Source organism: Bacillus manliponensis, from assembly GCF_000712595.1.
Lineage (GTDB): Bacteria > Bacillota > Bacilli > Bacillales > Bacillaceae_G > Bacillus_A > Bacillus_A manliponensis.
Genome location: NZ_JOTN01000016.1, coordinates 1 through 23582 on the forward strand (window position 1 = coordinate 1; position 23582 = coordinate 23582).

25 protein-coding genes are annotated in these 23582 nt (G+C 34.9%); 17 read left to right on the plus strand and 8 right to left on the minus strand.

Going from position 1 to position 23582, the window contains the following annotated elements:
* The first annotated feature begins 70 nt into the window (after window positions 1-70).
* Entirely contained in the window at window positions 71-1033 is a 963-nt protein-coding gene (locus tag BAMA_RS16715; RefSeq protein ID WP_034641374.1) for a PLP-dependent cysteine synthase family protein, read from the plus strand.
* Window positions 1034-1395: 362 nt separating this feature from the next.
* On the opposite strand, the gene BAMA_RS16720 is transcribed toward BAMA_RS16715, so the two are convergent.
* Window positions 1396-2052 carry a GNAT family N-acetyltransferase gene (locus BAMA_RS16720; protein WP_034641622.1) on the minus strand — a complete coding sequence of 219 codons (657 nt, stop codon included), beginning with the start codon at window positions 2050-2052 and terminating at the stop codon, window positions 1396-1398.
* A 427-nt stretch (window positions 2053-2479) separates the two neighbouring features.
* Here BAMA_RS16720 and BAMA_RS16725 point away from each other — a divergent pair, with 427 nt between their 5' ends.
* The gene (locus BAMA_RS16725; RefSeq protein WP_034641377.1) at window positions 2480-2623 is read left to right on the plus strand and encodes a hypothetical protein; all 144 of its coding nucleotides are present in this window, start codon (window positions 2480-2482) and stop codon (window positions 2621-2623) included.
* Window positions 2624-2897: 274 nt separating this feature from the next.
* Here the strand turns inward: BAMA_RS16725 and BAMA_RS16730 are convergent, their stop codons facing one another.
* Window positions 2898-3149, minus strand: coding sequence for a hypothetical protein (locus BAMA_RS16730; RefSeq protein WP_034641381.1), 252 nt, complete (start codon window positions 3147-3149; stop codon window positions 2898-2900).
* Window positions 3150-3884: 735 nt separating this feature from the next.
* Between BAMA_RS16730 and BAMA_RS16735 the strand changes: the two genes are divergently transcribed.
* Both BAMA_RS16735 and BAMA_RS16740 read left to right on the plus strand, forming a co-directional pair.
* Window positions 3885-4319 carry a thioredoxin family protein gene (locus tag BAMA_RS16735; RefSeq protein WP_034641384.1) on the plus strand — a complete coding sequence of 145 codons (435 nt, stop codon included), beginning with the start codon at window positions 3885-3887 and terminating at the stop codon, window positions 4317-4319.
* 107 nt (window positions 4320-4426) lie between these two features.
* Entirely contained in the window at window positions 4427-4777 is a 351-nt protein-coding gene (locus BAMA_RS16740) for a hypothetical protein (protein ID WP_034641386.1), read from the plus strand.
* A 41-nt stretch (window positions 4778-4818) separates the two neighbouring features.
* Here BAMA_RS16740 and BAMA_RS16745 read toward each other — a convergent pair whose 3' ends face one another.
* Window positions 4819-5469 carry a hypothetical protein gene (locus tag BAMA_RS16745; protein WP_034641388.1) on the minus strand — a complete coding sequence of 217 codons (651 nt, stop codon included), beginning with the start codon at window positions 5467-5469 and terminating at the stop codon, window positions 4819-4821.
* 354 nt (window positions 5470-5823) lie between these two features.
* On the opposite strand from BAMA_RS16745, the gene BAMA_RS16750 reads away from it, so the two are divergent.
* Window positions 5824-6123: a hypothetical protein gene (locus BAMA_RS16750; protein ID WP_034641391.1), complete on the plus strand. Its 300-nt coding sequence runs from the start codon at window positions 5824-5826 to the stop codon at window positions 6121-6123.
* 278 nt (window positions 6124-6401) lie between these two features.
* Here BAMA_RS16750 and BAMA_RS16755 read toward each other — a convergent pair whose 3' ends face one another.
* Both BAMA_RS16755 and BAMA_RS16760 read right to left on the minus strand, forming a co-directional pair.
* Window positions 6402-6596, minus strand: coding sequence for a hypothetical protein (locus tag BAMA_RS16755; RefSeq protein ID WP_034641393.1), 195 nt, complete (start codon window positions 6594-6596; stop codon window positions 6402-6404).
* Between the two features lie 588 nt (window positions 6597-7184).
* Window positions 7185-7397, minus strand: a complete 213-nt coding sequence (locus BAMA_RS16760; RefSeq protein ID WP_157406029.1) for a hypothetical protein — start codon at window positions 7395-7397, stop codon at window positions 7185-7187.
* Between the two features lie 453 nt (window positions 7398-7850).
* Between BAMA_RS16760 and BAMA_RS16765 the strand changes: the two genes are divergently transcribed.
* Both BAMA_RS16765 and BAMA_RS16770 read left to right on the plus strand, forming a co-directional pair.
* The gene (locus BAMA_RS16765) at window positions 7851-8105 is read left to right on the plus strand and encodes a DUF3947 family protein (protein WP_034641398.1); all 255 of its coding nucleotides are present in this window, start codon (window positions 7851-7853) and stop codon (window positions 8103-8105) included.
* Between the two features lie 486 nt (window positions 8106-8591).
* Window positions 8592-9029: a cell wall hydrolase gene (locus BAMA_RS16770; protein ID WP_034641401.1), complete on the plus strand. Its 438-nt coding sequence runs from the start codon at window positions 8592-8594 to the stop codon at window positions 9027-9029.
* A gap of 162 nt (window positions 9030-9191) precedes the next feature.
* On the opposite strand, the gene BAMA_RS16775 is transcribed toward BAMA_RS16770, so the two are convergent.
* Both BAMA_RS16775 and BAMA_RS16780 read right to left on the minus strand, forming a co-directional pair.
* Complete coding sequence (locus tag BAMA_RS16775; protein ID WP_034641403.1) at window positions 9192-9533, minus strand: DUF3992 domain-containing protein; 342 nt, start codon at window positions 9531-9533, stop codon at window positions 9192-9194.
* Window positions 9534-9875: 342 nt separating this feature from the next.
* Window positions 9876-10715 carry an NPP1 family protein gene (locus tag BAMA_RS16780; RefSeq protein WP_034641406.1) on the minus strand — a complete coding sequence of 280 codons (840 nt, stop codon included), beginning with the start codon at window positions 10713-10715 and terminating at the stop codon, window positions 9876-9878.
* Window positions 10716-10951: 236 nt separating this feature from the next.
* Here BAMA_RS16780 and BAMA_RS16785 point away from each other — a divergent pair, with 236 nt between their 5' ends.
* From BAMA_RS16785 to BAMA_RS16815, 7 genes are all read left to right on the plus strand, one after another.
* On the plus strand, window positions 10952-11740 hold the full coding sequence (locus tag BAMA_RS16785; protein ID WP_051759005.1) for an N-acetylmuramoyl-L-alanine amidase: 789 nt from the start codon (window positions 10952-10954) through the stop codon (window positions 11738-11740).
* 545 nt (window positions 11741-12285) lie between these two features.
* The gene (mmgD, locus tag BAMA_RS16790) at window positions 12286-13404 is read left to right on the plus strand and encodes a citrate synthase (RefSeq protein ID WP_034641408.1); all 1119 of its coding nucleotides are present in this window, start codon (window positions 12286-12288) and stop codon (window positions 13402-13404) included.
* A 96-nt stretch (window positions 13405-13500) separates the two neighbouring features.
* Window positions 13501-14937, plus strand: coding sequence for a 2-methylcitrate dehydratase (prpD, locus tag BAMA_RS16795; RefSeq protein ID WP_034641410.1), 1437 nt, complete (start codon window positions 13501-13503; stop codon window positions 14935-14937).
* A 16-nt stretch (window positions 14938-14953) separates the two neighbouring features.
* On the plus strand, window positions 14954-15862 hold the full coding sequence (gene prpB, locus BAMA_RS16800) for a methylisocitrate lyase (RefSeq protein WP_034641412.1): 909 nt from the start codon (window positions 14954-14956) through the stop codon (window positions 15860-15862).
* Between the two features lie 193 nt (window positions 15863-16055).
* Window positions 16056-17753, plus strand: coding sequence for an acyl-CoA dehydrogenase family protein (locus BAMA_RS16805; protein ID WP_034641416.1), 1698 nt, complete (start codon window positions 16056-16058; stop codon window positions 17751-17753).
* Window positions 17754-17774: 21 nt separating this feature from the next.
* The gene (locus BAMA_RS16810; protein WP_034641418.1) at window positions 17775-18668 is read left to right on the plus strand and encodes an NAD(P)-dependent oxidoreductase; all 894 of its coding nucleotides are present in this window, start codon (window positions 17775-17777) and stop codon (window positions 18666-18668) included.
* Between the two features lie 22 nt (window positions 18669-18690).
* Entirely contained in the window at window positions 18691-20151 is a 1461-nt protein-coding gene (locus BAMA_RS16815) for a CoA-acylating methylmalonate-semialdehyde dehydrogenase (protein ID WP_034641421.1), read from the plus strand.
* A 49-nt stretch (window positions 20152-20200) separates the two neighbouring features.
* Here the strand turns inward: BAMA_RS16815 and BAMA_RS16820 are convergent, their stop codons facing one another.
* Window positions 20201-21253 (minus strand): enoyl-CoA hydratase/isomerase family protein, encoded by a 1053-nt coding sequence (locus BAMA_RS16820; protein ID WP_034641423.1) that lies wholly within the window; start codon window positions 21251-21253, stop codon window positions 20201-20203.
* A gap of 429 nt (window positions 21254-21682) precedes the next feature.
* Between BAMA_RS16820 and BAMA_RS16825 the strand changes: the two genes are divergently transcribed.
* The 3 genes from BAMA_RS16825 (at window position 21683) to BAMA_RS16835 (ending at window position 23580) form a co-directional block, all read left to right on the plus strand.
* Complete coding sequence (locus BAMA_RS16825; RefSeq protein ID WP_034641426.1) at window positions 21683-21943, plus strand: hypothetical protein; 261 nt, start codon at window positions 21683-21685, stop codon at window positions 21941-21943.
* Window positions 21944-22102: 159 nt separating this feature from the next.
* Window positions 22103-22342, plus strand: coding sequence for a DUF2584 family protein (locus BAMA_RS16830; protein ID WP_034641428.1), 240 nt, complete (start codon window positions 22103-22105; stop codon window positions 22340-22342).
* 86 nt (window positions 22343-22428) lie between these two features.
* Window positions 22429-23580: an exonuclease SbcCD subunit D gene (locus BAMA_RS16835; protein ID WP_034641432.1), complete on the plus strand. Its 1152-nt coding sequence runs from the start codon at window positions 22429-22431 to the stop codon at window positions 23578-23580.
* Window positions 23581-23582 lie beyond the last annotated feature (2 nt).

A 23582-nucleotide genomic window follows, 5' to 3' on the forward strand; every position in this document is an offset into this window, starting at 1 on the left:
GTGGGAGTCTTACAGCCCGTTAATGCGAGATGAAATTAATGGAAATGAGAAGTTGAGGAGGGATAGAAATATGAGATTCAACTATTTTGAAAAATTTTCTCGAAAAGTTGGAAACACACCGCTAATTAAATTAGAGTGCGAAGAAACAAAGAATCTTTCTATTTATGCGAAATGTGAATGGTATAATCCTACAGGTTCAATAAAAGATAGAGCAGCTCTTGGAATGATAAAAAAATATCTAGAAGAAACTAATAATAGCACACATATTTTAGAGTATAGCGGGGGGAACTTAGCAAAATCAATTGGTCAGATTTGTTATCACCTAGGTATTACATGCACCTTAGTGTTGAGTTCCGGAACGGGAAAATCGCTATTAAATGAATTGGAAGGTTATGAAGCTAATGTTGTTTTAGTTGATAAATCAAAAGGTTTTTATTCAGTAATTGAGAAAGCAATAGAGATTAGTAGACAAAAATCAGATTACTACTTTTTACTTCAACATTATAATTATGCTAATCTTTTAAGTCATATAGAAGGAACGGGAAAAGAAATCATAAGTCAAATGGATGGAAAATTAGTTAATGCTTGGGTTGCATCTGCTGGAACAGGCGGAACCTTAATGGGGGTATACAAAGCTGTGAAGGAGTATACACCTGATGTTGAGTTACATTTGGTAATGCCCGCAGAACTACCTTACGGCTCTGAACAACCTCCAAATGGATTAAAAAAATATGCTGGATCAGGTGGATTTGGTTTAGGACGGAAACAGCATTTTTTAGAAAAGGAAGATTATTTGATAAATAAACAATGGAATTATTCATATGAAGATACTTTGTATGAAATGGCACGTTTTTATAATGAAACTGGCATTAAAATAGGTACGTCTGCTGCAGCAAACTTATTGGCTGCTAAACAAATCGGGAGAGAAAAAGGCGACAAATTTAATGTTGTTACAGTTTTTCCAGATGCGGGATCTGTAGAAGAGTGGTTAGATGTAGATAATTTATTAGTAAAAAAGAAGAGGGATAGATAATTTTATAATTAGGGGTCTTGCTGTATCGCCACTAAACTTAGGTTCTGTTCTAACCGTAAAGTTGTCATCATATAAAAGGAATAATAGAAAGAGCCAGTATATCACAAGGTTTTTATTGTCCGGCAATCAATTAATAAAAACTTGTAGAAACACAGAAGTGAAAACTCTGTGTTTCTTTTTTTTGATACATTTATTGGGAATTTTTGTGCTTTATGGTACAGTCAATCCTTCTACCTCATTATATATTTAATAAGTTGTTTTCTTAATGGGGAAGAAGACTCGATGTTATCAGATATGAGTTTACTAAATTAATACAATTTGAATTTTATTAAGAGGAAAATAAACAACAGTATAAGCAAAACTTAAGTAATATGTACATCTGTTCCATAATTAATAAGTTTTAGCTTTTTTGCTAGTGCTTGTGAAGAAAAATTATCCCAACTAGTGCTATAGAGGGGGATGCGTTGTTCTTTTTGTACTGCTATAGCCCAAGCAGTTACAACATCAGACCCGTATCCTTTTCCCTGAAAATCTTCCAATGTTTCTACACTTGCTTCAGAAGCCGAAGATGTACTTCTTGCGCTACAACATATAGAAACCGCTGTTCCTTTATCAATAATTGCAAAGCAGGGCTGTCGCCATTCTAGTTGCTCTAACAACTTTGGAAAGTTACATTGTAGAAGTTCTTTATTTGAGTCTGTTATTCTTATTACTCTATTTGGCATGGTTAAATGATTCGAAAACATAAAAGCGGGACCTACCCAAATATTATTTATTTTTTGTTCTCTACTTAAAATGTTAACAATCTTTGCTAAATCTATGTAATTAGAGTGTTTGCTGACCAATTGCTTAAGCTCACTTATTGTTTCATTGGGAAGGTCATAGCGATATCTCGTTACATTACCGTTATTGGTACAGCCTAGAAAAAAACGCGGTGCAATTGAATTTCCTGGTTCATTTACACTGATTATTCTCCCTAGTCGATCATGGGAAAATAAAACATTTGCCTGAATTGTCATTAATTCAAAATATAAAAGCAACGTAGATCCTCCTCCTTAGCAATAGTATATCAGAACTGGAGAACCTATTGTGTAATAAGCCTAGGTGAGTAGATAGTAAATAAATTGAGTTGTAACAAAAGCGTTATTTGAATAGAAAGAGGGAATGAGGATGAAAGCTAGGAAATGCAAATCGTGCAGCGGGAAAGGCTTTATTTTCAGCAAAGACTATTATATCAAAGAAGGTAGATTCGGTTTGGGCTTACGTGAAACGGGTGTGAAATTTACTTGCTCTAAATGTTTCGGGAAAAATGTGAAATCTTTGGCATAGAGCTCGGGTTTTTATATGTCATTTTAATCATATTACGATTATTGGATGTTAATCCTATCACTTTCTATTAAACAGTTCATATAGTACTAGTAGTTTAATAGAAAGGAGGTAGTTCACTTGCAAATTACTTGTATTGAAGTTCAAGGAACCAATTTCTTTTTAGTAGTAACAGTTGGGGGTGTGGTTACTTTACGAGTACCGATTCTTCCAGGGGTTGCTCAATTGTTGCTAGCTATAGGCGTTCCTCAGTGTGAGGAATAGCTAAGGTAGATAGGTGGGGATTTTCCTCGCCTATCTATTAAAAATTTAAATAGGTAAACTACATAGATAAACATAATAAAAATTTCATTTCATTCCTTCTAAAAGTAAGAGTTGTAAGTGACGTTACGTCATCTAATATAGTTAGATTGTAGCCCATAAAGAAAGGAGAATAGTAAATGATGTTCTTGTAGAATCATGATTAAGCTAATAAAACACGACTCAATGTGATTGGACTTTACTAAATGTATCTATAATAGGTATTTTACAATTTAGGTTAAATATTAACTGTGTTGTTTAAATTTTGGAAGTATATTGATGGGAAGTTTTTGCTATAAATTACTTTAGGATACGGGTATAAGTAATACGGATTTGTAGGAATAGGGGATATGTCTGTAGAGAGTGGATAATATTTAGGATAAGGGATAACAGGCGGTATTATATGGGCGGAAACATGAACTGGCATAGTTACAGTAACATCAAATGTAGCTACAGGAACATCAAATCTTTTAGAAAAAATATTCATCATGCAATCACTCCTAAAAGCATATTGAATGTAGTAAAATAAAGGTCCAGATTCAACATGAAATTTATACTCTGGAACAATATATAAACACATTTAGTTGCATATTGGCAATAATGTATGAAAACGATAATTTAAATAATCTTAAAATACCTATACATAAAAGAGAATAAGCAAATTCACATATTAACTATGACGAGAGATGTATTAAAGATTAGAATACATCCTTTAACCGTTGTACTTTTAACCTTTCTTTTATGTGGTTTCATAAGTTTATAGTATGTTCTTCACATGTCCTAAGTAATGGACAGTGGACTAAATGTGCTAAAAATAACGTTTAGCTTTCCAGCTGATTCATCTCCCACTTCAAGCGTCGTTAGACGATAGTGGGGGTAGTCTAATAGATATTTTTTAGTTGAATAAAATACAATAACCAGTTCCTTCGTGTAAGGAGCTGGCTTTTTTTTATGCTAATTTGTTTTAGTTTCTTAATCTTGTGTTAACGTATCCTCTATTTCAATATCACCTTCCTCTATAGAACTACATTCTAATAAAGTGAAACTTCACTCAGTGGAGGGTCTCCGTCCCGTTAATGCGGGATAAAAATTTCTCAATAAATAGATTCAGAATACTCCGAAGGAAAATTAAAAATAATGAGGTAATATTTACAGTATGTTTTTAACGATTATTTCAAATTAGTTATTTATAGCTACTACTAAATAAAATGAGGAGATGTAGCGTATGAAAAAAATGTTTATTTTAAGCATTACTGTTCTTTTAGTACTTGTCGTTATTACTTTTATCATAAATGAAGAGGAATCAAAAAATAAAAAAACACTAGGAACAGGGGTAGAAACAATAGATTACTATAAAAATCAAATTACACCTGAACAACTACAACAAGATATTTCCAATAATGAAGCAAAAATTGTGTATTTCTATAAAACAACATGCTTTTATTGTGCAAAGGTTTCCCCGATTATAGTTCCCATGGCTGAAAATATGAATATTAGTATGCAAGTTTTAAATTTAGAGGATTATAGTGGTGGGTGGGATATGTTTCAAATAGAAGGGACGCCTACAATAATTTCCTATAAAGAAGGGAAAGAAGCAAATCGAATTTTAGGTGAACAGTCTCGAAAAACTTATCAAGACTGGTTTGAGAAAAACAAATAATAGATTTGAGGGATTTCCCTCATGCTTACCAGTTTAATTTTTTAGTTGATAAGTATGAGGGGGATTCCCCATTTGCAACAAAAATATATTTTATCAGGAGGTAATTTATGTTTAAGAAAGTGGCATTATCAATTGCTTCAGTTGCTGTAGCAGGAACGGTTTTATTTGCAGGTCAATCGGTAACAGAAGCTAAGTTTTATCCAGTACAAAAAACTGGATCTGGTTTAGACCTTCGTACGACGCCAACCATAAATGGTCTGCGGACTGAGTCGAATATTCCAGATGGAACACAACTTTGGTTATACTGCTATGTAAATGGGGAGAGCTATATGGGAACTAAGGTTTGGGATTATGTAGATGATAATGGTTATAGTGGCGAGGTAGATTACGGTTATGCACCTGATTACTTCATTAAAACTGGTTCGTCTAAACCAGTTGTTGGATATTGCTCGTTTTAATTAGAAAACAAGAGAACAGCCTCATAAGGCTGTTCTCTTGTTTACATTGTAATTTCTGTAGTAGTTGATGAATTTAACTCATTTCTAGTTTGTGGATCTTTTACCACATCTGTAATGACTTTTACAGATTTAATATCGTTAGGAGCTTGAGTTAAGAAGCAGATAAGTGTAAATGGCATTTTCTGTTTTGCCTTTAAAGTTTGTTTTTTTGGATCTGCACTCATTTTACTTACATCTACTTCTTCACCATTACTTAAAAGTAATGTTTTAAATGACCCGTTATTTAAGTCGATATCTTGCTCTGAACTGTTTTCTAAAATAGCGGTAAACTGAATTGCATTCATTTGTTCTGTACTTAATCCACGTTCTTTCAAATTATATATTCCAATCTCACTTATTTCTTGTGTACTTTGGACGATTTTAACTCTTTCTATTTGGATTTGTAGTGGTCCTGCTGTTATTGTCGCATTGGGCTCACTTAATTGCTTTAACATAAATGTTCCAAGTGGATGTTTTGCTTCTTCACCAACTTGAGATAATGGCTCTTTATACGGTTTAACTCCTATGTTAGTTTCCCTTTCTCCACTTTTTTTCGTCTCGGATTCTATCTTCGTTTCAGACTGTTCATGAAAGGAACAAGAAGATGCAACTATACATAGTGACGCAGTCATTAAAAAGAAAAGTTTTTTCATGTACAAACCCCTTTTAATAAAGACATAAATTATTATTCCTTAGTTTTGTAATTATTGTAAACGAATAGGTTATCATTTTGAATAAATATAGGAGAAATATATATAGTCGTCATGTTGAGAAAAAATTGGAGCAGTGTGCAACAAAGTATGGCATATATGTTAAGGTTTATATGATCCGAGAGTTTTGATAAAGATTTAACTAAATATATCAAAAGTATCGGCAGGGAATTCAACTGCTACTCTTAAGATACATATTTGATATTGAAATCTGGTGAAAAGGCATCCAGGGGTAACATTGTAGTACATATTTTGTAGACGGTGCACTTGCTAATAGATAGTTTGAGGTGAAAGATAATGTGGAATATAAAAAAAGAAGTTATGAATGCCGCTCAAAAACTAGGTGTGAATTTAGAAGAAATACCTGTAAATCAGGCACAAATTCTTGTAAATAGTATAGTTGATAAATATGCGGCAGGAAAATTGAGATTATGGCTTTATGAACATCTTGTTGATTATGAAATTGTCTGTAATGATGAAAGCTGGAAATGGATTGTTGAATTTATTGAAGGATCGGAATCGATTTTATTTTTTTTCCTAAAGATGAAAAGGTGGCTTTCCAATTTGAAAATGGAGAGCAAATTGTCAATGTGGTAAGTGAATGTTTTTGTTTTGATTTTTGTGTTACAGATACAGATTATAATTATCTTTTAGTCATAGATAGTGCCCATGATAGGTTGCTTGCTTGTGGAAGTGCTAAAGAATGGTTAAAAACGAAAAGGTAAGTAGTTAATTTTAATTGTGATATATGGAGTTTGTAAGGGATTTTGTATTATATGAATTGTTATCTAAAATATTTATTCGAATAAAAAAGGAAGCTGAAATGTTCAGTAGATATACTTTAGCATTTCAGCTGGTACTAAGCGTAATAAGTTTTAGAACCCTATTTTTTTAAATCGCATCCAATATGTGATTATAAGGGCAGTTTGTACCATTATGAATAGTGCACCAGTAAATAATGTGAGGTTATGATCTAGTACTCCTAATATTGCCATAACGAATCCTGTTAAGATAAAAAGTGCACTTAGGAAAGGTGTAATTTTCATTAATATTTTAAGTTTTTTGTTCATACGATGACCTCTTTTATTTTTTAGTTTAGTCTAACTATTAAACATATTTTACTACATTTTTTTGAAAATATAGAGAAGGTTCGGAAAATTAATAGTATAAAACTAGACAAAAATGTTATTTGATCATAAAGACAAGCCCTGAGAGGGTGAAGGGGGTGTCAGGGCTTATGGGGATGTTTGAACAAGTAATTATTATTTACTTAATAATTATAACTTATATTTCGTTTATAAATATAGTTAAATATTACGATACATGAACAAGCAATAGAAGTTTCTTCTTAAATAAAGAAACCCCGTAAAAACGGGGTTTCGAAGGGTATTTTGCCGAGTGAAGATACACTCGACTGAATAAATATAACATGAATTTTTGAAAAATAAAATTGGTAAATACGTCCAATTGAAAGCGGAAAACCTTAACTAGGATAGGAGTTAAGGTCCGAAGGGGAATGCTTAAGGAAAATAAAGTGATTGGCCCGATTATAGTAACATATATCCGGAGAGTTAGATGTAATGTTAATATTTTGTGAAAATTGGTTTATGATTATGAAAATGGTATTTTATAGAAAATTAGAGGGGATAAATAAAAATTTAAGTTGTTTTTCTAAAAGGGGAGACTATCTTTTTGACTCCTTCAGCACCAACAGCACTACTAATAAGGGCAATTATTGAACTTGAGAAGATAAATTTGGCTATCCAATAAATACCGGTTCCAGTAATTAAATCAATGATAATAAAATTTTTAATTGTTGATTTTTTTACTTTTATTGTGTGGAAGATAACTCGGTTGTTCTTTTCAATCAATGTTACCACACTCCTTTTTAAAAAGAATATGACAAGGTAAGCTCGGCATATTCTTTTTGTCCCTTGATGGAGGATCATAAAGCAAGCAGTTAGCAAAAGCTAACTGCTTGTTCCAAAGGAGAAACTCAACGAATATGCCACAAGTTGCAAGGTCATGATGCATTTATAGTATGTGTATAATTTTGAAAATTATGTAGGAGAAGAAGTATGATAAAGAATCATTACATTTACTATCTAATAAAAATAGGTCGAAATCTTTTTGATCTGTAAAAAACTCTGTGATTCAAAGAGAGATCTATTTGATTTTGGTGCTTTAAATTTAACAGTACTCCAACAGAAGTCCTCTTCCTCAAGCACGTACAGGACATAGTCTAGTGGTAGGGAGGGATCATTCACAATTAATGCTCATAATATGTTCAATAATCATTTTTTATGAAAGTGAGTTGAATAATAATGTTTTATGCTTATCCTAATAATCAAATGAGATTTCCTGCTGGATATGGTGGTGGTATAACATATAGTGCGGCACAAAGTACAGTTCAAGCTGTCCAACAAGCGATACAAGCACAGCAACAGGCGCAACAAATGCAACAAAGTATACAACCTTACTATTATTCATCTATGGGGTATTATTATCCAATGCATCAAATTACACCATATGGAATGTCTATTTCAACGATTCCATATGGAACTGTATACAATTTATAAAAAATATGTAGGGAATGAAGTTAAGTATTTAAAAAAAGGGCACAAGTAAATAGTGCCCTTCTAAGAAATGATGGGTGTCTAATGAATTAGTATTCAATATATGATTTTAAATTTTAAATGCGGGATGAAGATTGCTATAAAAGTTTCATTTTATAGCATGCGCAGGACTTTATGTAGAGCCGGAAAGCGTGTCAACAGAGTACATACCATTTTCGAAAACATTGCTGACAAGAAAATTTGTAGATGCATTATTAAAGAACTAAGAAACTATAAAATGTTACAAAACAAGGACACGTTTTTCTTTTTCTGAAAATATGAGAAGTTTGGAAACATGAAATGAAGTTTAGGAAACTTGGACGAACATTATAAAGCATATATTTGATAAAGATCAGCTTAAGATTATTGAAGTAGGGTGAAAAACTCATACCTTTCATTCGTATTTGTATGTTATTTACATTTAGTTGCAAAAAGAACGGAGGGATAGGAATGAGAATTGCGTACACAGAAAATGATGTAAGCTTATTAGCTCGTTTAATGAGAGCAGAAGCAGAAGGAGAAGGGCAACAGGGGATGCTTTGCGTTGGTAATGTCGGTGTGAATAGAGTGATGTGTAATTGTCTAGATTTTAAAGGAATTACAAATATTCAACAAATGGTGTACCAACAACAAGGAGGAAGTTATTCATTCGAAGCGGTGACAAAAGGATATTTTTATCAGCGTGCAAGGGAAATAGATAAAGACTTGGCGAGAAAATGTTTGGATTATTGGAGAGGGTATCCAGCGACCAATTCTCTTTGGTTTTTTAATCCTGTAGGAAATTGTCCATCTGTTTGGTGGAATCAGACATTAGCAGGACAATATAAAGAACATTGTTTCTATCAACCAACAACGATTGAATGCCCGAAGGTATATGCCGGAAAATAAGTGTTTGTTTTTCCTTTCAAGGGAGTTTTTGAATCAAGCGAATACATGATCATGAAAAATCTAAAATATTTTATCTTAGATTTTAAAATTGAATAAATTAGATGCTAAAAAAGAACGCATGAACATGCGCTCTTTTTTAGTTCTATTTTGTTTAGTGATAATCTATTGAAGAGGATAGGATAGCGTCATACAAAATTCTCCTTGATGTAAACCTGTTGCTGTAACAATTTGAATATGGGTGAATCCTTTGACCGTGAAAGTTCCACTACTTTGAGGTTGAAGTGTTATCGAATCAATTACTGTTGTACCTTGGAAGAAATCAACCGTAATTTCGTTAGTTCCAATTTGATATTTAATGAAACCGGATGCAGTAATATTTTTGGAAAAGTTATTAGAATATATAGTTTGTACACCTATTTCTCCGCCAGTAATAGACCAAGCAGTACAAATTCGATCTTGTACTATTTTTTTATAAGAACAACAAGTTAAATTAGAAATAGTCATGATGAATATCAGCCTTTCTTGAAGGTTATGTTTATATATACGCTTTAGCCAATATGAATGCTTGTACTGTATGTCTACGGCAGTTGTTTCAATTTCACTAAGGTTTTAAGCATTTTCTCCCGTATTAACGTGATGTAAAAGTCTGAATAGAAAAGAAAACAAGCACTCCTGGCGTGAGTGCTTGTTCTGGTGTATTGCGCATCTTATTGCTGAGAATTAAGAACTATTATATTTATATTATCATATGTTTTATATTTAAATGTTGAGAAACATTCTTATCTTCCACTGATCGGGCTAACAATCCGTGGGGACAAAGAAATTCCCACTGAGTGAAGTTTCACTTTATAGAAGAGGAGGGGTATCCCATTCAGCTCTTTGCCAAGGGGCGTCTCTTGAATCATCATATTCATGAGAGTATAACGTATATGCAGGATCGCCGTAATAGAAAATATTTGGTTTATTTATATATGGTATAATGCTTTGTAATGTGTCGTTGCTATAGATGACCCATTGCTGAGTGGAACCATCGCCCTCATCTAACCGTCCGTTATTTTTTGAGATTTCTCCATTATATCGAATTTGCACACCATCTTCTGTTTTCCATTTCATAGCATGTGAACCACCATCGACTCCAATAAGAGGATGTCCATTGTCTTTTGGAACGTCTGACCAAGGTGTTATTTTGTAGCTATTGTGATTAGAAATAAGTAAATGAGTTGGTTCGCCATTTTTTATATATACAAAATATTTCTCCCAATCATGTTCGTGATTGTTAATCCAATCATTGTCGGCATAGTATAGCCAGTATTGGTATACTTCATAGTCTTCTTTTGTAACATAATGGAAATATACAGCAGGTCTTTGGTCATTTGGACCTCTATGCTGCAATCCTGTTGAGCCCATTCCAAATACGGACTGTCCAATTTTAAATTCGATTACATTTTCTTTGTTATGCTCAATATTTTCATCATAAGAATTGAAACGAAAGGCTTGTGGAAAAGTTTGTTCTCCTGAATCGAACCAGTCTGTACCGTCAAATTGTAATGTTGGTAGAAAAATTTTTGGATCTAGATTTGTTTGTACAGAAACAGGATTGCTAGTATCTTCAGCTAATGTTACTGTTAGTCCACCTGTAAACACACTAAAAGTACAAAGCATACTTACATATATTTTTTTGTTCATATTTTTCCTCCAAATAAACAATATAAGATGTGCAAGTATAGGATAACAGGAAAGGAAGTAAGCGGTTGTCAAACTATGTCGAATTTATATTTTAAAATACAGATGAGTAAATTAGAAGAAAGTAGAGTGATAGTGTTTTTTAATAGATTAAATTCATTTACCACTTTTCCTTATTTCTATTTATTTATAAAAGGAAAGTGAATCTTTTGAGGATAAATAGAGAGGAGAAAGAATACATGGTGAAAATTTGGAATGATGAAGGGCATGGTGGATATGATCCAGGAGCAATGGGACATGGGCTTTCTGAAAAGAATATTACATTAGCAATCGGGAACCGTATACATGCAATTTTACGGGAGAAAGCATCTCAGGTAGAAGTAAATCGGACTCGAAGTAGTGATGTGTATGTTGGGTTATCAGAGCGAGTAAGGCGCGCAAATAACTGGGGAGCAAATTTTTTCGCTTCTTATCATGTCGATGCAGGTGGAGGAAATCGTTTTACGACGTATATTCATCCGAGCGTACCAAATCAAACGAGAAGAATTGCAGAAGGGGTTCATAAAGAAGTTGCTGCGTTCTTTATGAAGTATGGTATAAATGACGGAGGTGTTCGAACTGCAGATTTTGCCGTTTTACGAGAAACAAAGATGGACGCTTGTTTGTTTGAAAATGGATTTATTGACCATGCAAGTCATGCAAAACTATTAGCGGATGAAAGATTTTTAGATGATCTTGCGCTAGTATATGCGTGCGCATACGCGAATGTATTTGACTTTACATTAGCTTCAAAACTACCATTATGCCGAATTTATTTAGGAGATTTTAACTCAGTTGAATGGGCGGTTGAAACGTTAGGAACAGTGAAAAAGCTACTTCCTAATTACGGTGTGTGGATAGAGAATTTAGAAGGTCACAGTTATCGCATTGCTATAGGCAATTTTAATTCAACAGCATGGGTGAATGGAACGTTTAATAAATTAAAAGAGACGTTTCCGAACTATGGTATGTGGGTAGAAAAACTATAATATATAAAGCATTTGCTTAGAAAAGAGATTATCTTTTTTCATAGTGAATGAAAATGAATAGATTTATGTAAAAAATCAGCTATATTAGCTGGTTTTTTTATGTATGTAAGAAGTTTAGATAGGAAATAGAATTTCACTATGTAAAATAATTATTTTGTTAAGAATAGAAACATTTTATATGAATATCGTATTGAGAAGATAGTGATATATAAATACAGAGAAATTTTTGTATGATATGTTGGGGATTTTCTAAGTTCGTATGAAAGTAAGTAGAGCGTTCTTTTTGTGAGTAAACAAGACATAATAAGCTGAAAATCATAATCGTTTTATACAGAAAACAGCAAGAGAGGCATTTGTTTTATGAAAAAAAGAAAATGATATTTTCATAAAATAGAAATATTCGAGTAGAAAAAACATAAGGGAATTACAAAAATAAAATAAATTGAAATGTTCTAAAAACTCTGATACATTGAAATAGAAATACAGTTTGATAACGATAGATTATAGGTATGCGCAAGGGAACTATTAGGATTGGGGGAAAGAATATGAAAGCTGAAGAAAAATTTTTTCCAGGACTTGATGGTGTAGTGGCAGCAGAGACGAAAATTTCGTTCCTTGATACAGTAAAGGGTGAAATTGTTGTTCAAGGCTATGATTTAATTGAGTTATCGAAAGCAAAAGGTTACTTAGATATTGTGCACCTTCTACTAGAAGGGAAACTTCCGAGTGACGAAGAGAGAGTAGTACTTGAAAACGAGTTAAAGAAAGAATATGAAGTACCAGCAGGAGTGTTTGATGTATTGAAAGCGCTACCGAAGAAAACGCATCCAATGGATGGGCTTCGAACAGGTGTATCTGCATTAGCTGGTTATGATGACGATATTGAAAATCGTGGATCAGAAGTAAATAAAGCGCGTGCTTATAAGTTATTAAGCAAAGTGCCAAACATTGTAGCGAACAGCTATCGTATTTTAAACAATGAAGAGCCAATGCATCCGCTTCAAGAACTTTCTTACAGTGCGAATTTCTTCTATATGTTAACAGGTAAAAAGCCAACAGAGCTGGAAGAAAAGATTTTTGATAAATCGTTAGTTCTTTATAGCGAACACGAGATGCCAAACTCAACGTTTACAGCGAGAGTTATCGCTTCAACACAGTCTGATTTATATGGTGCGTTAACAGGCGCAGTTGCTTCTTTAAAAGGTAATTTACATGGCGGTGCAAATGAAGCAGTTATGTACATGTTACTTGAGGCTGGAAGCACAGAGAAATTTGAAGAGTTGCTGCAAACGAAGCTATACAAAAAGGAAAAAATCATGGGATTTGGTCACCGCGTCTATATGAAGAAGATGGATCCGCGTGCACTTATGATGAAAGAAGCATTGAAGCAGCTTTGTGAAGTAAAGGGTGATTATAAGCTATATGAAATGTGCGAAGCTGGAGAAAAGATTATGGAGAAAGAAAAAGGAATCTATCCAAATCTAGACTACTATGCAGCGCCGGTATACTGGATGCTTGGTATTCCAATTCAGCTATATACACCAATCTTCTTTAGTTCACGTACAGTTGGATTATGTGCACATGTAATGGAGCAACATGCGAATAATCGTTTGTTTAGACCACGTGTAAAATATGTCGGCGAGCGCCATGTATTGAGTAAATAAACAACTGGGGAGTTGTTTCGGCCGCCCGCCAGGTGGGTGTTTAGAGGACACCCATCTTCAATAATACCGAAATTTCGACAGAAAGGGAAGGATAGTATGTTAAAGACAAATGAATTAAAGAAAAGAGATGCATTACTAGAAGAGATTACTGATTATGTATTAGACAAAGAGGTGACAAGCCTAGAAGCATTCAAAACAGCTCGTTACGTACTACTAGATACAATTGGATGTGGAATTTTAGCGCTTCAATATCCAGAATGTACAAAATTACTTGGACCAGTTGTACCAGGAACAGTTGTACCAAACGGCACACGTGTACCAGGAACTTCATTTGTCCTTGACCCAATTCGAGGAGCTTTTAATATCGGTTGTATGATCCGTTGGTTAGATTATAACGATACATGGCTTGCCGCAGAGTGGGGACATCCATCTGATAACTTAGGCGGAATTTTAGCAGTTGCTGATTATATTAGTCGTGTGCGAATTGCTGAAGGAAAAGAGCCGTTAAAAGTACGTGATGTACTTGAAATGATGATTAAAGCGCACGAAATTCAAGGTGTGCTAGCATTAGAAAATAGTTTAAACCGCGTTGGACTTGATCATGTGTTATTTGTAAAGATTGCAACGACAGCAGTTGCGACGAAAATGTTAGGTGGCGGGCGCGAAGAAATTAACAACGCATTGTCACATGCATGGATTGATAATTCAAGCTTACGCACATATCGTCATGCTCCAAATACTGGTTCTCGTAAATCATGGGCAGCAGGAGACGCAACAAGCCGTGGTGTATACCTTGCGATGATTGCGATGAAAGGCGAAATGGGATATCCAACAGCATTATCAGCACCAGGGTGGGGATTCCAAGATGTATTGTTTAATAAAAAAGAACTGAAAATTTCTCGTCCATTAGATTCATACGTAATGGAAAACGTTCTATTTAAAGTTTCGTATCCAGCAGAGTTTCACGCGCAAACGGCAGCTGAGTGCGGAGTAGCATTACATCCACAAGTGAAAGACCGCTTAGAAGAAATTGATCGTATTACAATTACAACTCATGAATCGGCAGTTCGTATTATTGATAAAGAAGGTCCGTTACATAATCCAGCTGACCGTGACCATTGCTTACAGTACATTACAGCAATTGCGCTATTAAAAGGAGATATTGTTGCTGACGATTATGAAAACGAAGCAGCAGCTGATCCAAGAGTAGATGCACTTCGTAATAAAATGGTTGTTATTGAAAATAAACAGTACAGCATCGATTACCTTGATCCGAACAAGCGCTCAATCGCCAACGCAGTTCAAGTGCATTTTAAAGACGGTACAGCAACGGAAAGTATCGAGTGTGAATACCCACTTGGTCATCGTTTCCGTAGAGATGAAGCGATTCCGAAAGTGCTTCAAAAGTTCACTGCGAATATGACAGGTCATTATTCGAAAAAGCAGCAAGAAAGAATCCATGAAGTATGCTTAAATGAAGAAAAGTTAGGAAATATGAATGTAAATGAATTTGTAGATTTATTTTTAATTTAAGTAAGGAGGAAGTGCGATGGCTTGGATTGTAAATAAGCAATCAACGCAAGAACAATTAGCGATGCAATTTCGAACTCATATGCAATCTCCTGAAATATTACAAATTCCCGGTGCACATGACCCAATGGCTGCACTTGTTGCAAAACAAGCCGGATTCTCTGCTCTTTATTTATCGGGGGCAGCTTATACAGCAAGCCGCGGTTTGCCAGACCTTGGAATTGTAACTTCTACGGAAGTAGCAGAAAGAGCGAGAGATATCGTACGAGCGACAGATTTACCAATCCTTGTTGATATTGATACAGGATTTGGTGGTGTATTAAATGTTGCTCGTACAGCAAGAGAGATGTTTGAAGCAAATGTGGCGGCTGTTCAGATTGAGGATCAGCAAATGCCGAAAAAATGTGGTCATTTAAATGGAAAGAAACTTGTTTCTACAGAAGAAATGGTGCAAAAGATTAAGGCGATTAAAGAGGTTGCGCCATCTCTTGTTATTATTGCCCGCACAGATGCTCGAGCAGTAGAAGGATTAGACGCTGCAATAGAGCGTGCGGTGGCTTATGTAGAAGCTGGTGCGGATGCAATCTTCCCAGAAGCGCTGCAGTCAGAAGAAGAATTTCGTTTATTTACAAATAAAGTGACGGTACCGTTACTTGCAAATATGACCGAGTTTGGCAAGACACCATATTATAGTGCAGAGGAATTTGCAAATATGGGATTCCAAATGGTTATTTATCCTGTAACTTCACTTCGCGTAGCAGCGAAAGCATATGAGCGTGTTTTCCAGCTTATTAAAGAGACAGGCTCGCAAAAGGAAGGGCTTTCGAATATGCAAACGAGAAGTGAGTTATATGAAACAATCTCATATCATGAATTTGAAGAACTAGATGGTGAGATTGCAAAAACAGTTTTATCTGAAGATCAATAACAATACTAAATTTTGACGAAGGCGATGATTTGACACCTCTTGCATATACAGCTGCTTGATGGAAAGATAGTCATCGCCTTTTTATCTTGACTGAACAGCTTTAATGTTTCGTATTCTAGATGATTAGAGGTTTCGAAAATACATACTAACTGATGTTTCGTTATATCGCGAAACATAGGTAAGGGGGATGTAGATGGAAAAGGCACAGTTCAAGAAAAATACGTTTTCTTTATTAAGTGATGATATAAATGTAAACACTTTCACCCCAGAGGATCTTGCTGATGAAGGAGAGCTTATTGCTAAGACGACAGAACAATTTGTAAAACAAGAAGTTGTTCCAAAGCTAGATTGTATTGAGGACCATGATTATGATGTATCACGTCAGTTGTTTCAAAAGGCTGGTGAACTTGGTTTATTAAGTATTGAAGTTCCTGAAAAGTATGATGGACTAGACTTAGGGAAAACTGTATCTGGACTTGTTGCTGAAAAAATGGGCTATGGTGGCTCATTTAGTGTTTCCTTTAATATTCATGCTGGTGTCGGAACATTGCCTTACGTTTATTTCGGAACAGACGAACAAAAGAAAAAGTTTTTACCGAAATTAGGATCCGGGGAATGGATTGGTGCTTATGCATTAACAGAGCCAGATGCAGGATCAGATGCGTTGAGCGCAAAGACAAGTGCTATTTTAAATTCTGAAGGAACGAAATGGATATTGAATGGTGAAAAACAATGGATTACAAATGCTCATATGGCAGATGTATATGTAACATTCGCGAAGACAAATAAAGGAATGACCGCGTTCCTTGTCGAAAGAGCATTTGAAGGTGTCTCAATTGGAATTGAAGAGAAAAAGATGGGGATTAAAGGATCTTCGACCGCAACGCTTATTTTAGAAGATGTACAAGTACCAGTGGGAAATGTATTAGGTGAAGTTGGAAAAGGACATCATGTTGCGTTAAATATTTTAAACTTAGCTCGTTTAAAACTAGCATTTTCGAATATTGGAACGGCTAAACAAGCGATTGGCTTATCTGTTCAATACGGAAAAGAACGAAAGCAATTTCAAAAAGAACTTGTTGATTTCAAAATGATTCAAGAGAAAATTGCCAATATGATTATTTGTACATATGGCGCGGAAAGTGCTGCATACCGCACAGCAGGACTATTAGATGAAGCGATTGATGAGGGCGGTAACGTTACAGAACAATTATCAAGCTATGCAATGGAATGTGCAATTAATAAGGTGAAGAGTTCAGAAGCGTTAGGATTTGTTGTTGATGAAGCGGTACAAATTCATGGTGGATATGGCTATATGCAAGAGTACGAAGTAGAACGCTTATATCGTGATGCAAGAATTAGCCGCATTTTTGAAGGAACAAATGAAATTAATCGTTTAACGATTGCAAAAATGTTACTCAAAAAGAGTCAGCAAAGTGAAGAGAAAGAGTTTGGTGTAGAAAAAAATAGGAACCACCGGTATATTCAACTATCAAAACAATTACTTCAGAAATCTTTGAAAACGCTCTCTCAAGCTATTGAAGTGAAAGTTGATGAGGAACAAGAGTATTTACGCATATTATCTGACATGGCAAAAGATGTGTATGTAATGGAATCGGCATTTTTGCGTACAGAAAAGGCATTACAAAATGAAGGAGAAGAGAAAGCAAGAATAAAGCAGCTTATTACAGATGTCATTTGTGAAGAAGGATATCGTCAAATAGAAGAGTATGCAGTATGTGTTATATCGGCAGCGATGCAAGATGAACAGAAAAAACAAATGTTATTAGACGAAATTCGTCATCTTTCAGTACCACTTTATTCGAATCTTTTTATGAAAAAGAGAGAAATTGCGAAAAGCAGTATAAAACGCGATCGTTATTTTGTGTGATCGAAAAGGGGGAAAAGAAGTATGAAAAGAATTGGTTTCATAGGGCTAGGAAATATGGGACTACCAATGTCTAAAAATTTACTTGAGTCTAAGTTCACTGTATGTGGTGTTGATTTAAATAAAGAAGCAGAAGCTTCCTTTGAAGCAGCAGGTGGAATTATTGGTATTCCAATGCAAAAACTAGCAGAAAACTGTGAGCTCATTTTCACGAGTTTACCTTCAGCTGGTGCAGTAGAGGCAGTGTATTTAGGAGCTGGTGGATTACTTGAAAATGGTCATGCAAATACAGTATTAGTTGACACGAGTACAGTAACACCAGGCTTAAATATAAAAATTGCAGAAGCTGCAAAGAAAAAAGGCATTCCGTTTTTAGCGGCTCCTGTTAGCGGCGGAGTGATTGGCGCTGAAAATCGAACACTTACATTTATGGTGGGCGGTGAAAAGTCTGTATATGAAAAAGCGCTACCTGTTATGGAAGTGTTAGGAGCAAACATTTTTCATGTAAGTGATGATATTGATAGCGGTACAAAGGTAAAACTTATTAATAATCTATTAATTGGTTTTTACACAGCTGGTGTGAGTGAGGCACTTACATTAGCGAGAGAAAGTAACTTAGACCTAGATAAATTATTTGATATGTTAAATGTAAGTTATGGACAAAGTCGCATTTATGAGCGTAATTATAAAAGTTTTATTGCAGCAGAAGATTACAACCCAGGGTTTACTGTCAATCTATTAAAGAAAGATTTAGGATTTGCGATGGATTTAGCAAAGGAGAAATCACTCCATTTACCTATAAGTAACATGTTGTTAAACGTATATAGTGAAGCAGCAGAAGAAGGATATGGCGAAAATGATATGGCAGCGCTTTATAAAAAAGTAAGCACACAAAAAACAATTACGAACGAAAAATAATAGAAGCAAAGGGGAGAGTACAATGATTATTACAGAAGTAAAACGAGTGAAAAATCATATTGATGGAAAATGGGTTGAATCAACGGGAAAAGAAATTGAAACGGTCCCAAATCCAGCAAATGGACAAATAATTGCTTACGTTCCACTATCTACAAAAGAAGACGTGAAGCAAGCAGTTGAAGCTGCAAAGCGTGCATATGAAACATGGTCAGAAGTGCCGGTTCCAAACCGAACACGTATGTTATATAAATATTTACAATTGTTACAAGAAAATAAAGATGAATTAGCACAAATTATTACACTTGAAAATGGTAAAACATTGCGAGATGCAAGTGGTGAAGTGCAGCGTGGTATTGAGGCGGTTGAACTTGCTACATCTACGCCAAATTTAATGATGGGACAAGCATTACCAAGCATCGCAGCTGGTATTGATGGTTCAATCTGGAGATACCCACTTGGGGTTGTTGCGGGAATTACACCATTTAACTTCCCGATGATGATTCCGTTATGGATGTTCCCACTTGCAATTGCATGTGGAAATACATTCGTTTTAAAAACGTCTGAAAGAACACCTCTATTAGCAGAAAAGCTTGTTGAGTTATTTTATGAAGCAGGATTTCCAAAAGGTGTTCTAAACTTAGTACATGGCGGGAAAGAAGTAGTAAATAGTGTACTAGAAGATGCGGATATTAAAGCTATTTCTTTTGTCGGATCAGAGCCGGTTGCAAAATATGTATATGAAAAAGGAACGGCGCATGGAAAACGTGTTCAAGCACTTGCTGGAGCAAAAAATCATGCAATCGTTATGCCGGATTGTCATTTAGAAAAAACAGTACAAGGTGTGATTGGATCTGCTTTTGGAAGTAGCGGAGAGCGCTGCATGGCATGCTCTGTTGTAGCCGTTGTAGATGAAATTGCCGATGAATTTATGGAAGTTCTTGTTGCTGAAACAAAGAAATTAAAAGTTGGTGATGGTCGCTATGAAGAAAACTTTGTTGGGCCATTAATTCGTGAATCTCATAAAGATCGTGTAATTGGTTATATTGATAGCGGTGTTACGGAAGGTGCAAGTTTATTAGTAGATGGTAGAAAAGTAGAAGAAGAAGTTGGAAACGGTTATTACGTAGGAGCAACAATCTTTGATAATGTAACACCGGATATGAAAGTCTGGAAAGATGAAATTTTTGCTCCAGTATTAAGTGTTGTACGAGTGAAGAGTTTAGAAGAAGGTATCGAGTTAACAAACAAATCAAAGTTTGCAAACGGTGCAGTTATCTACACTTCAAGCGGAAAGCATGCACAAACATTCCGTGATAAAATTGATGCAGGAATGATTGGTGTAAACGTGAACGTTCCTGCTCCAATGGCATTCTTTGCATTTGCAGGAAATAAAGCTTCTTTCTATGGTGATCTTGGTACAAATGGAAAAGATGGCGTGCAATTTTATACACGTAAAAAAGTCGTAACAGAGCGTTGGTTCTAATATAAAAAATGCTAGTAGCTTCTATAGCTACTAGCATTTTTTATATGGGTTACGTGTTTTGTAGGTTGAAAAAGGCACTTACATTTTCCTCTGTTACATCACTAAGTTGCTTATATTTATATTGTGGGTTTTGATCTTTATCGATGACGACAGATCGTATGCCTTCAAAGAAGTCTTCATGTTTTAAAAAGTTTTTTGCAAGTATAAGGTCAGTGGCAAAACATTCTTCTAACGATTTTCCCTTACCATTAATAAATTGTTTTAAAGTAACTTTTAAGGAAAACGGAGATTTTGCTAATATAGTCTCTTTTGTTTTTTGAGCAAATGGGCTAGCATCCTTTTCTAAAGAATGAATAATTTCTTCTATTGTAGAAAAGGAAAAGTGTTTGTCGATATCTTGTTGGAAGAGATGTAGCTCGCTTTCTTTTGAAGGTTGTTCAGTATGCTGATCAAGTACTTTTTGTAAAGTAATTTGTACATTTGTATTATGCCAATCTACTTTGTTAAGTTCGTTAAAGAAATGATCAAGTCGTTCACTTGGCATGTAACGTTCTGCAGCGTTTATATAAAGAGCGTCAGCAGCCCCAATCACAGAGGCAGTTAAAGCAACATAACGACCGGCATAACCAGGTGCTTTATTTAAGAAATAAGCAGCTCCAACGTCAGGGAAAAATCCAATATTCATTTCTGGCATTGCCCATTTCGTTCGCTCAGTTACAATGCGATGACTTGCTCCGTATGTAAGACCAACTCCTCCGCCCATGACAAAACCATCTAAGCAAGCGACAATGGGCTTAGGAAATTTATAAATAAACATATCAAGCTCATATTCTTCTTCAAAAAACTGTTCAGCTTTTTTGCGATTCGCTTCGTTCTCGCGAGCGCTATATAATGTTTTAATATCACCACCAGCACAAAGTCCTTTCGTACCGGCTCCTTGTACAACAACGATGCGAACGGTATTATCGTGCTCCCATTCTTTTAACTTTGTAGCAATTGGCTGTAACATATCATGTGATATGGAGTTCAGTGCCTTCGGACGGTTTAACGTAATAGAAGCTACACCGTTTTCTTGAATGGAAAATAAAACATTTTCTGTCATCATCAATCCCCCATTATATTTACAAGAATATGAATATCACTTTCTACTTCGTGATAAAGGTGAGAAAGTCCTTCTTTACATATCACGTGTATTAGCGAAAATAAGCAAATAATATCACTTTTTGGTGAGTTGTTTTTGCAGGATTTTAGATAGGAAAAATGAATATTAAATATTTAACTGTGGGAATACAATTCGCTTTTTAAGGAGATACAGGATAGAAAATGCGCAAAGACTATACTTTATCCCGCATTAACGGTCTGTAAAAGCCCGATTGGTTCAACTAACACTCAGTGAAGTTTCACTTTATATGTGGTGGCATCTAGTTTGTTACTTTAGACGAGTGAAATATCTTTGGTAAATAAAGGTTTATTTCTTTAAAAGTGAGTAAAATACTGTATATAATAGAAAGTAAGGAAAGGGGAGAGCAGAATGTCAGGACCATTATTATTATCGGTTATAATTTTGTCTTCTCTTATGATTTGGTTAACAATTTATTTTCAGCAAGAAGATACAAATCAAGAAAGTGTTCAAGATAAAGTGCGACTTGTATTTCCAGTTTTTATTCTTACAATAGCGGTTAGCTTTGCTTTAAACAAAAATGACTATGTTGCCATTTTTACGTCTTTATGTACAACGATACTGTTGGTAACGGTCTTATATTATGTCATGAAGGATTACTTACAAAAATGAAAGTGCATCCTAATGCATTTTTATTTTTGTGAAATATAAGAAATTTCACATACCGTATTTTAAGGAATATATACAAAAAACAACGATAAAGCAGTCTCTTGTCAATCGTTGATACGTTCTATACTATTAAGAGAGATGGTAGAAAAGGAGCTGTTTTTAATGAAGTTTGAAATGTGTACTACGATTTTAACAAATAATGAAGAAGTTCGATTACATACAGAAAAAAATATATTTGAGCTTACATTAAGTGGTTACTATTTATTTGTGATGGATGAAACCATTCCTTTATACAAAACAAAACAAGAGCAAGTAGGGAATGCTCTTGTGAAAAAAATAGAATGGACAGAAGGAAGGACAATTTTGCAGTATCAACTTCTATCACTACATTCTGTAAACTAACAAATAGAGAGGAAGGAAGGACAATTTTGCAGTATCAACTTCTATCACTACATTCTGTAAACTAACAAATAGAGAGGAAGGAAGAAATGAAATTTTTCCATACAGCGGATTGGCATTTAGGAAAGCTTGTGCACGGTGTATATATGACAGAAGATCAGTGCTTCGTATTAGAACAATTTGTTCAAGCTGTAAAAGAAGAAAAGCCAGATGCCGTTATTATTGCAGGAGATTTATATGACCGAGCAATTCCACCAACAGAAGCGGTTGATTTATTAAATGAAGTATTAGAAAAAATTGTGATAGATTTAGAGACCCCAGTGCTCGCTGTGGCAGGAAATCATGATAGTCCAGATCGTATTCACTTCGGAAGTGGTCTCATGAAAAAGCAAGGATTACATATCGCTGGGCAATATCAGTATCCATATAATCCGGTTATTTTACATGATGAGTATGGCGAGGTGCATTTTCATTTAGTACCGTATGCGGACCCAAGTATTGTTCGTCATGTTTTGCAAAATGAAGACGTTCGTAGTCATGACGATGCAATGCGTATACTCATGAATGAAATTGGAGAGAAAATGGATACGAAAGTAAGACACGTTTTTGTCGGACATTTATTTGTGACCCCATCTGGTGAAGCAGAAAAAAATACAAGTGATGCAGAGCGTCCATTATCAATTGGAGGAGCAGAATATGTAAATAGCCATTATTTCCAAAAGTTCCATTACACAGCACTTGGTCACTTGCATCAAGCGCACTACGTACGAGATGAAACAATTCGTTATGCTGGTTCACCACTTACATACTCTATTTCAGAGGAACATCATAAAAAAGGATATTATATTGTGGAATTAGATGGAGAAGGAAAAATTGAGATAGAAAAGCGTCTTCTTACTCCACGCCGAACAATGCGTACAGTAGAAGCGAAAATAGATGATTTGCTTCAGCATGATGTTTGTGGAGATTATGTATTTGTGAAATTACTAGATGAAAATCCAGTGTTGCAGCCAATGGAAAAAATTCGTTCTGTTTATCCAAATGCGATGCATGTAGAGCGAGCAATGCTTCGACGAGAAGTAGTAGAAAACAATGAAGAAGTTGTATCACGCCATAAGATGGATGATATATCGCTAGTGAGAGCCTTTTATAAGGAAATGAAAGGAACGGAGTTGTCTAGTGAAAAGGAACGTTTCTTCTTAGAAGTATTACAAGAAGTACATAAGCGGGAAGGTGAATAAGT

Coding starts and splice junctions, on each gene's coding strand:
- BAMA_RS16815 (WP_034641421.1), top strand. CDS start 18,691: ATGATTATTACAGAAGTAAAACGAGTGAAAAATCATATTGATGGAAAA.
- BAMA_RS16735 (WP_034641384.1), top strand. CDS start 3,885: ATGAAAAAAATGTTTATTTTAAGCATTACTGTTCTTTTAGTACTTGTC.
- BAMA_RS16750 (WP_034641391.1), top strand. CDS start 5,824: ATGTGGAATATAAAAAAAGAAGTTATGAATGCCGCTCAAAAACTAGGT.
- BAMA_RS16765 (WP_034641398.1), top strand. CDS start 7,851: ATGTTTTATGCTTATCCTAATAATCAAATGAGATTTCCTGCTGGATAT.
- BAMA_RS16720 (WP_034641622.1), bottom strand. CDS start 2,052: ATGACAATTCAGGCAAATGTTTTATTTTCCCATGATCGACTAGGGAGA.
- BAMA_RS16745 (WP_034641388.1), bottom strand. CDS start 5,469: ATGAAAAAACTTTTCTTTTTAATGACTGCGTCACTATGTATAGTTGCA.
- BAMA_RS16775 (WP_034641403.1), bottom strand. CDS start 9,533: ATGACTATTTCTAATTTAACTTGTTGTTCTTATAAAAAAATAGTACAA.
- BAMA_RS16785 (WP_051759005.1), top strand. CDS start 10,952: ATGGTGAAAATTTGGAATGATGAAGGGCATGGTGGATATGATCCAGGA.
- mmgD (WP_034641408.1), top strand. CDS start 12,286: ATGAAAGCTGAAGAAAAATTTTTTCCAGGACTTGATGGTGTAGTGGCA.
- BAMA_RS16810 (WP_034641418.1), top strand. CDS start 17,775: ATGAAAAGAATTGGTTTCATAGGGCTAGGAAATATGGGACTACCAATG.
- BAMA_RS16825 (WP_034641426.1), top strand. CDS start 21,683: ATGTCAGGACCATTATTATTATCGGTTATAATTTTGTCTTCTCTTATG.
- BAMA_RS16830 (WP_034641428.1), top strand. CDS start 22,103: ATGAAGTTTGAAATGTGTACTACGATTTTAACAAATAATGAAGAAGTT.
- prpB (WP_034641412.1), top strand. CDS start 14,954: ATGGCTTGGATTGTAAATAAGCAATCAACGCAAGAACAATTAGCGATG.
- BAMA_RS16730 (WP_034641381.1), bottom strand. CDS start 3,149: ATGATGAATATTTTTTCTAAAAGATTTGATGTTCCTGTAGCTACATTT.
- BAMA_RS16770 (WP_034641401.1), top strand. CDS start 8,592: ATGAGAATTGCGTACACAGAAAATGATGTAAGCTTATTAGCTCGTTTA.
- BAMA_RS16715 (WP_034641374.1), top strand. CDS start 71: ATGAGATTCAACTATTTTGAAAAATTTTCTCGAAAAGTTGGAAACACA.
- prpD (WP_034641410.1), top strand. CDS start 13,501: ATGTTAAAGACAAATGAATTAAAGAAAAGAGATGCATTACTAGAAGAG.
- BAMA_RS16780 (WP_034641406.1), bottom strand. CDS start 10,715: ATGAACAAAAAAATATATGTAAGTATGCTTTGTACTTTTAGTGTGTTT.
- BAMA_RS16820 (WP_034641423.1), bottom strand. CDS start 21,253: ATGACAGAAAATGTTTTATTTTCCATTCAAGAAAACGGTGTAGCTTCT.
- BAMA_RS16835 (WP_034641432.1), top strand. CDS start 22,429: ATGAAATTTTTCCATACAGCGGATTGGCATTTAGGAAAGCTTGTGCAC.
- BAMA_RS16740 (WP_034641386.1), top strand. CDS start 4,427: ATGTTTAAGAAAGTGGCATTATCAATTGCTTCAGTTGCTGTAGCAGGA.
- BAMA_RS16805 (WP_034641416.1), top strand. CDS start 16,056: ATGGAAAAGGCACAGTTCAAGAAAAATACGTTTTCTTTATTAAGTGAT.
- BAMA_RS16755 (WP_034641393.1), bottom strand. CDS start 6,596: ATGAACAAAAAACTTAAAATATTAATGAAAATTACACCTTTCCTAAGT.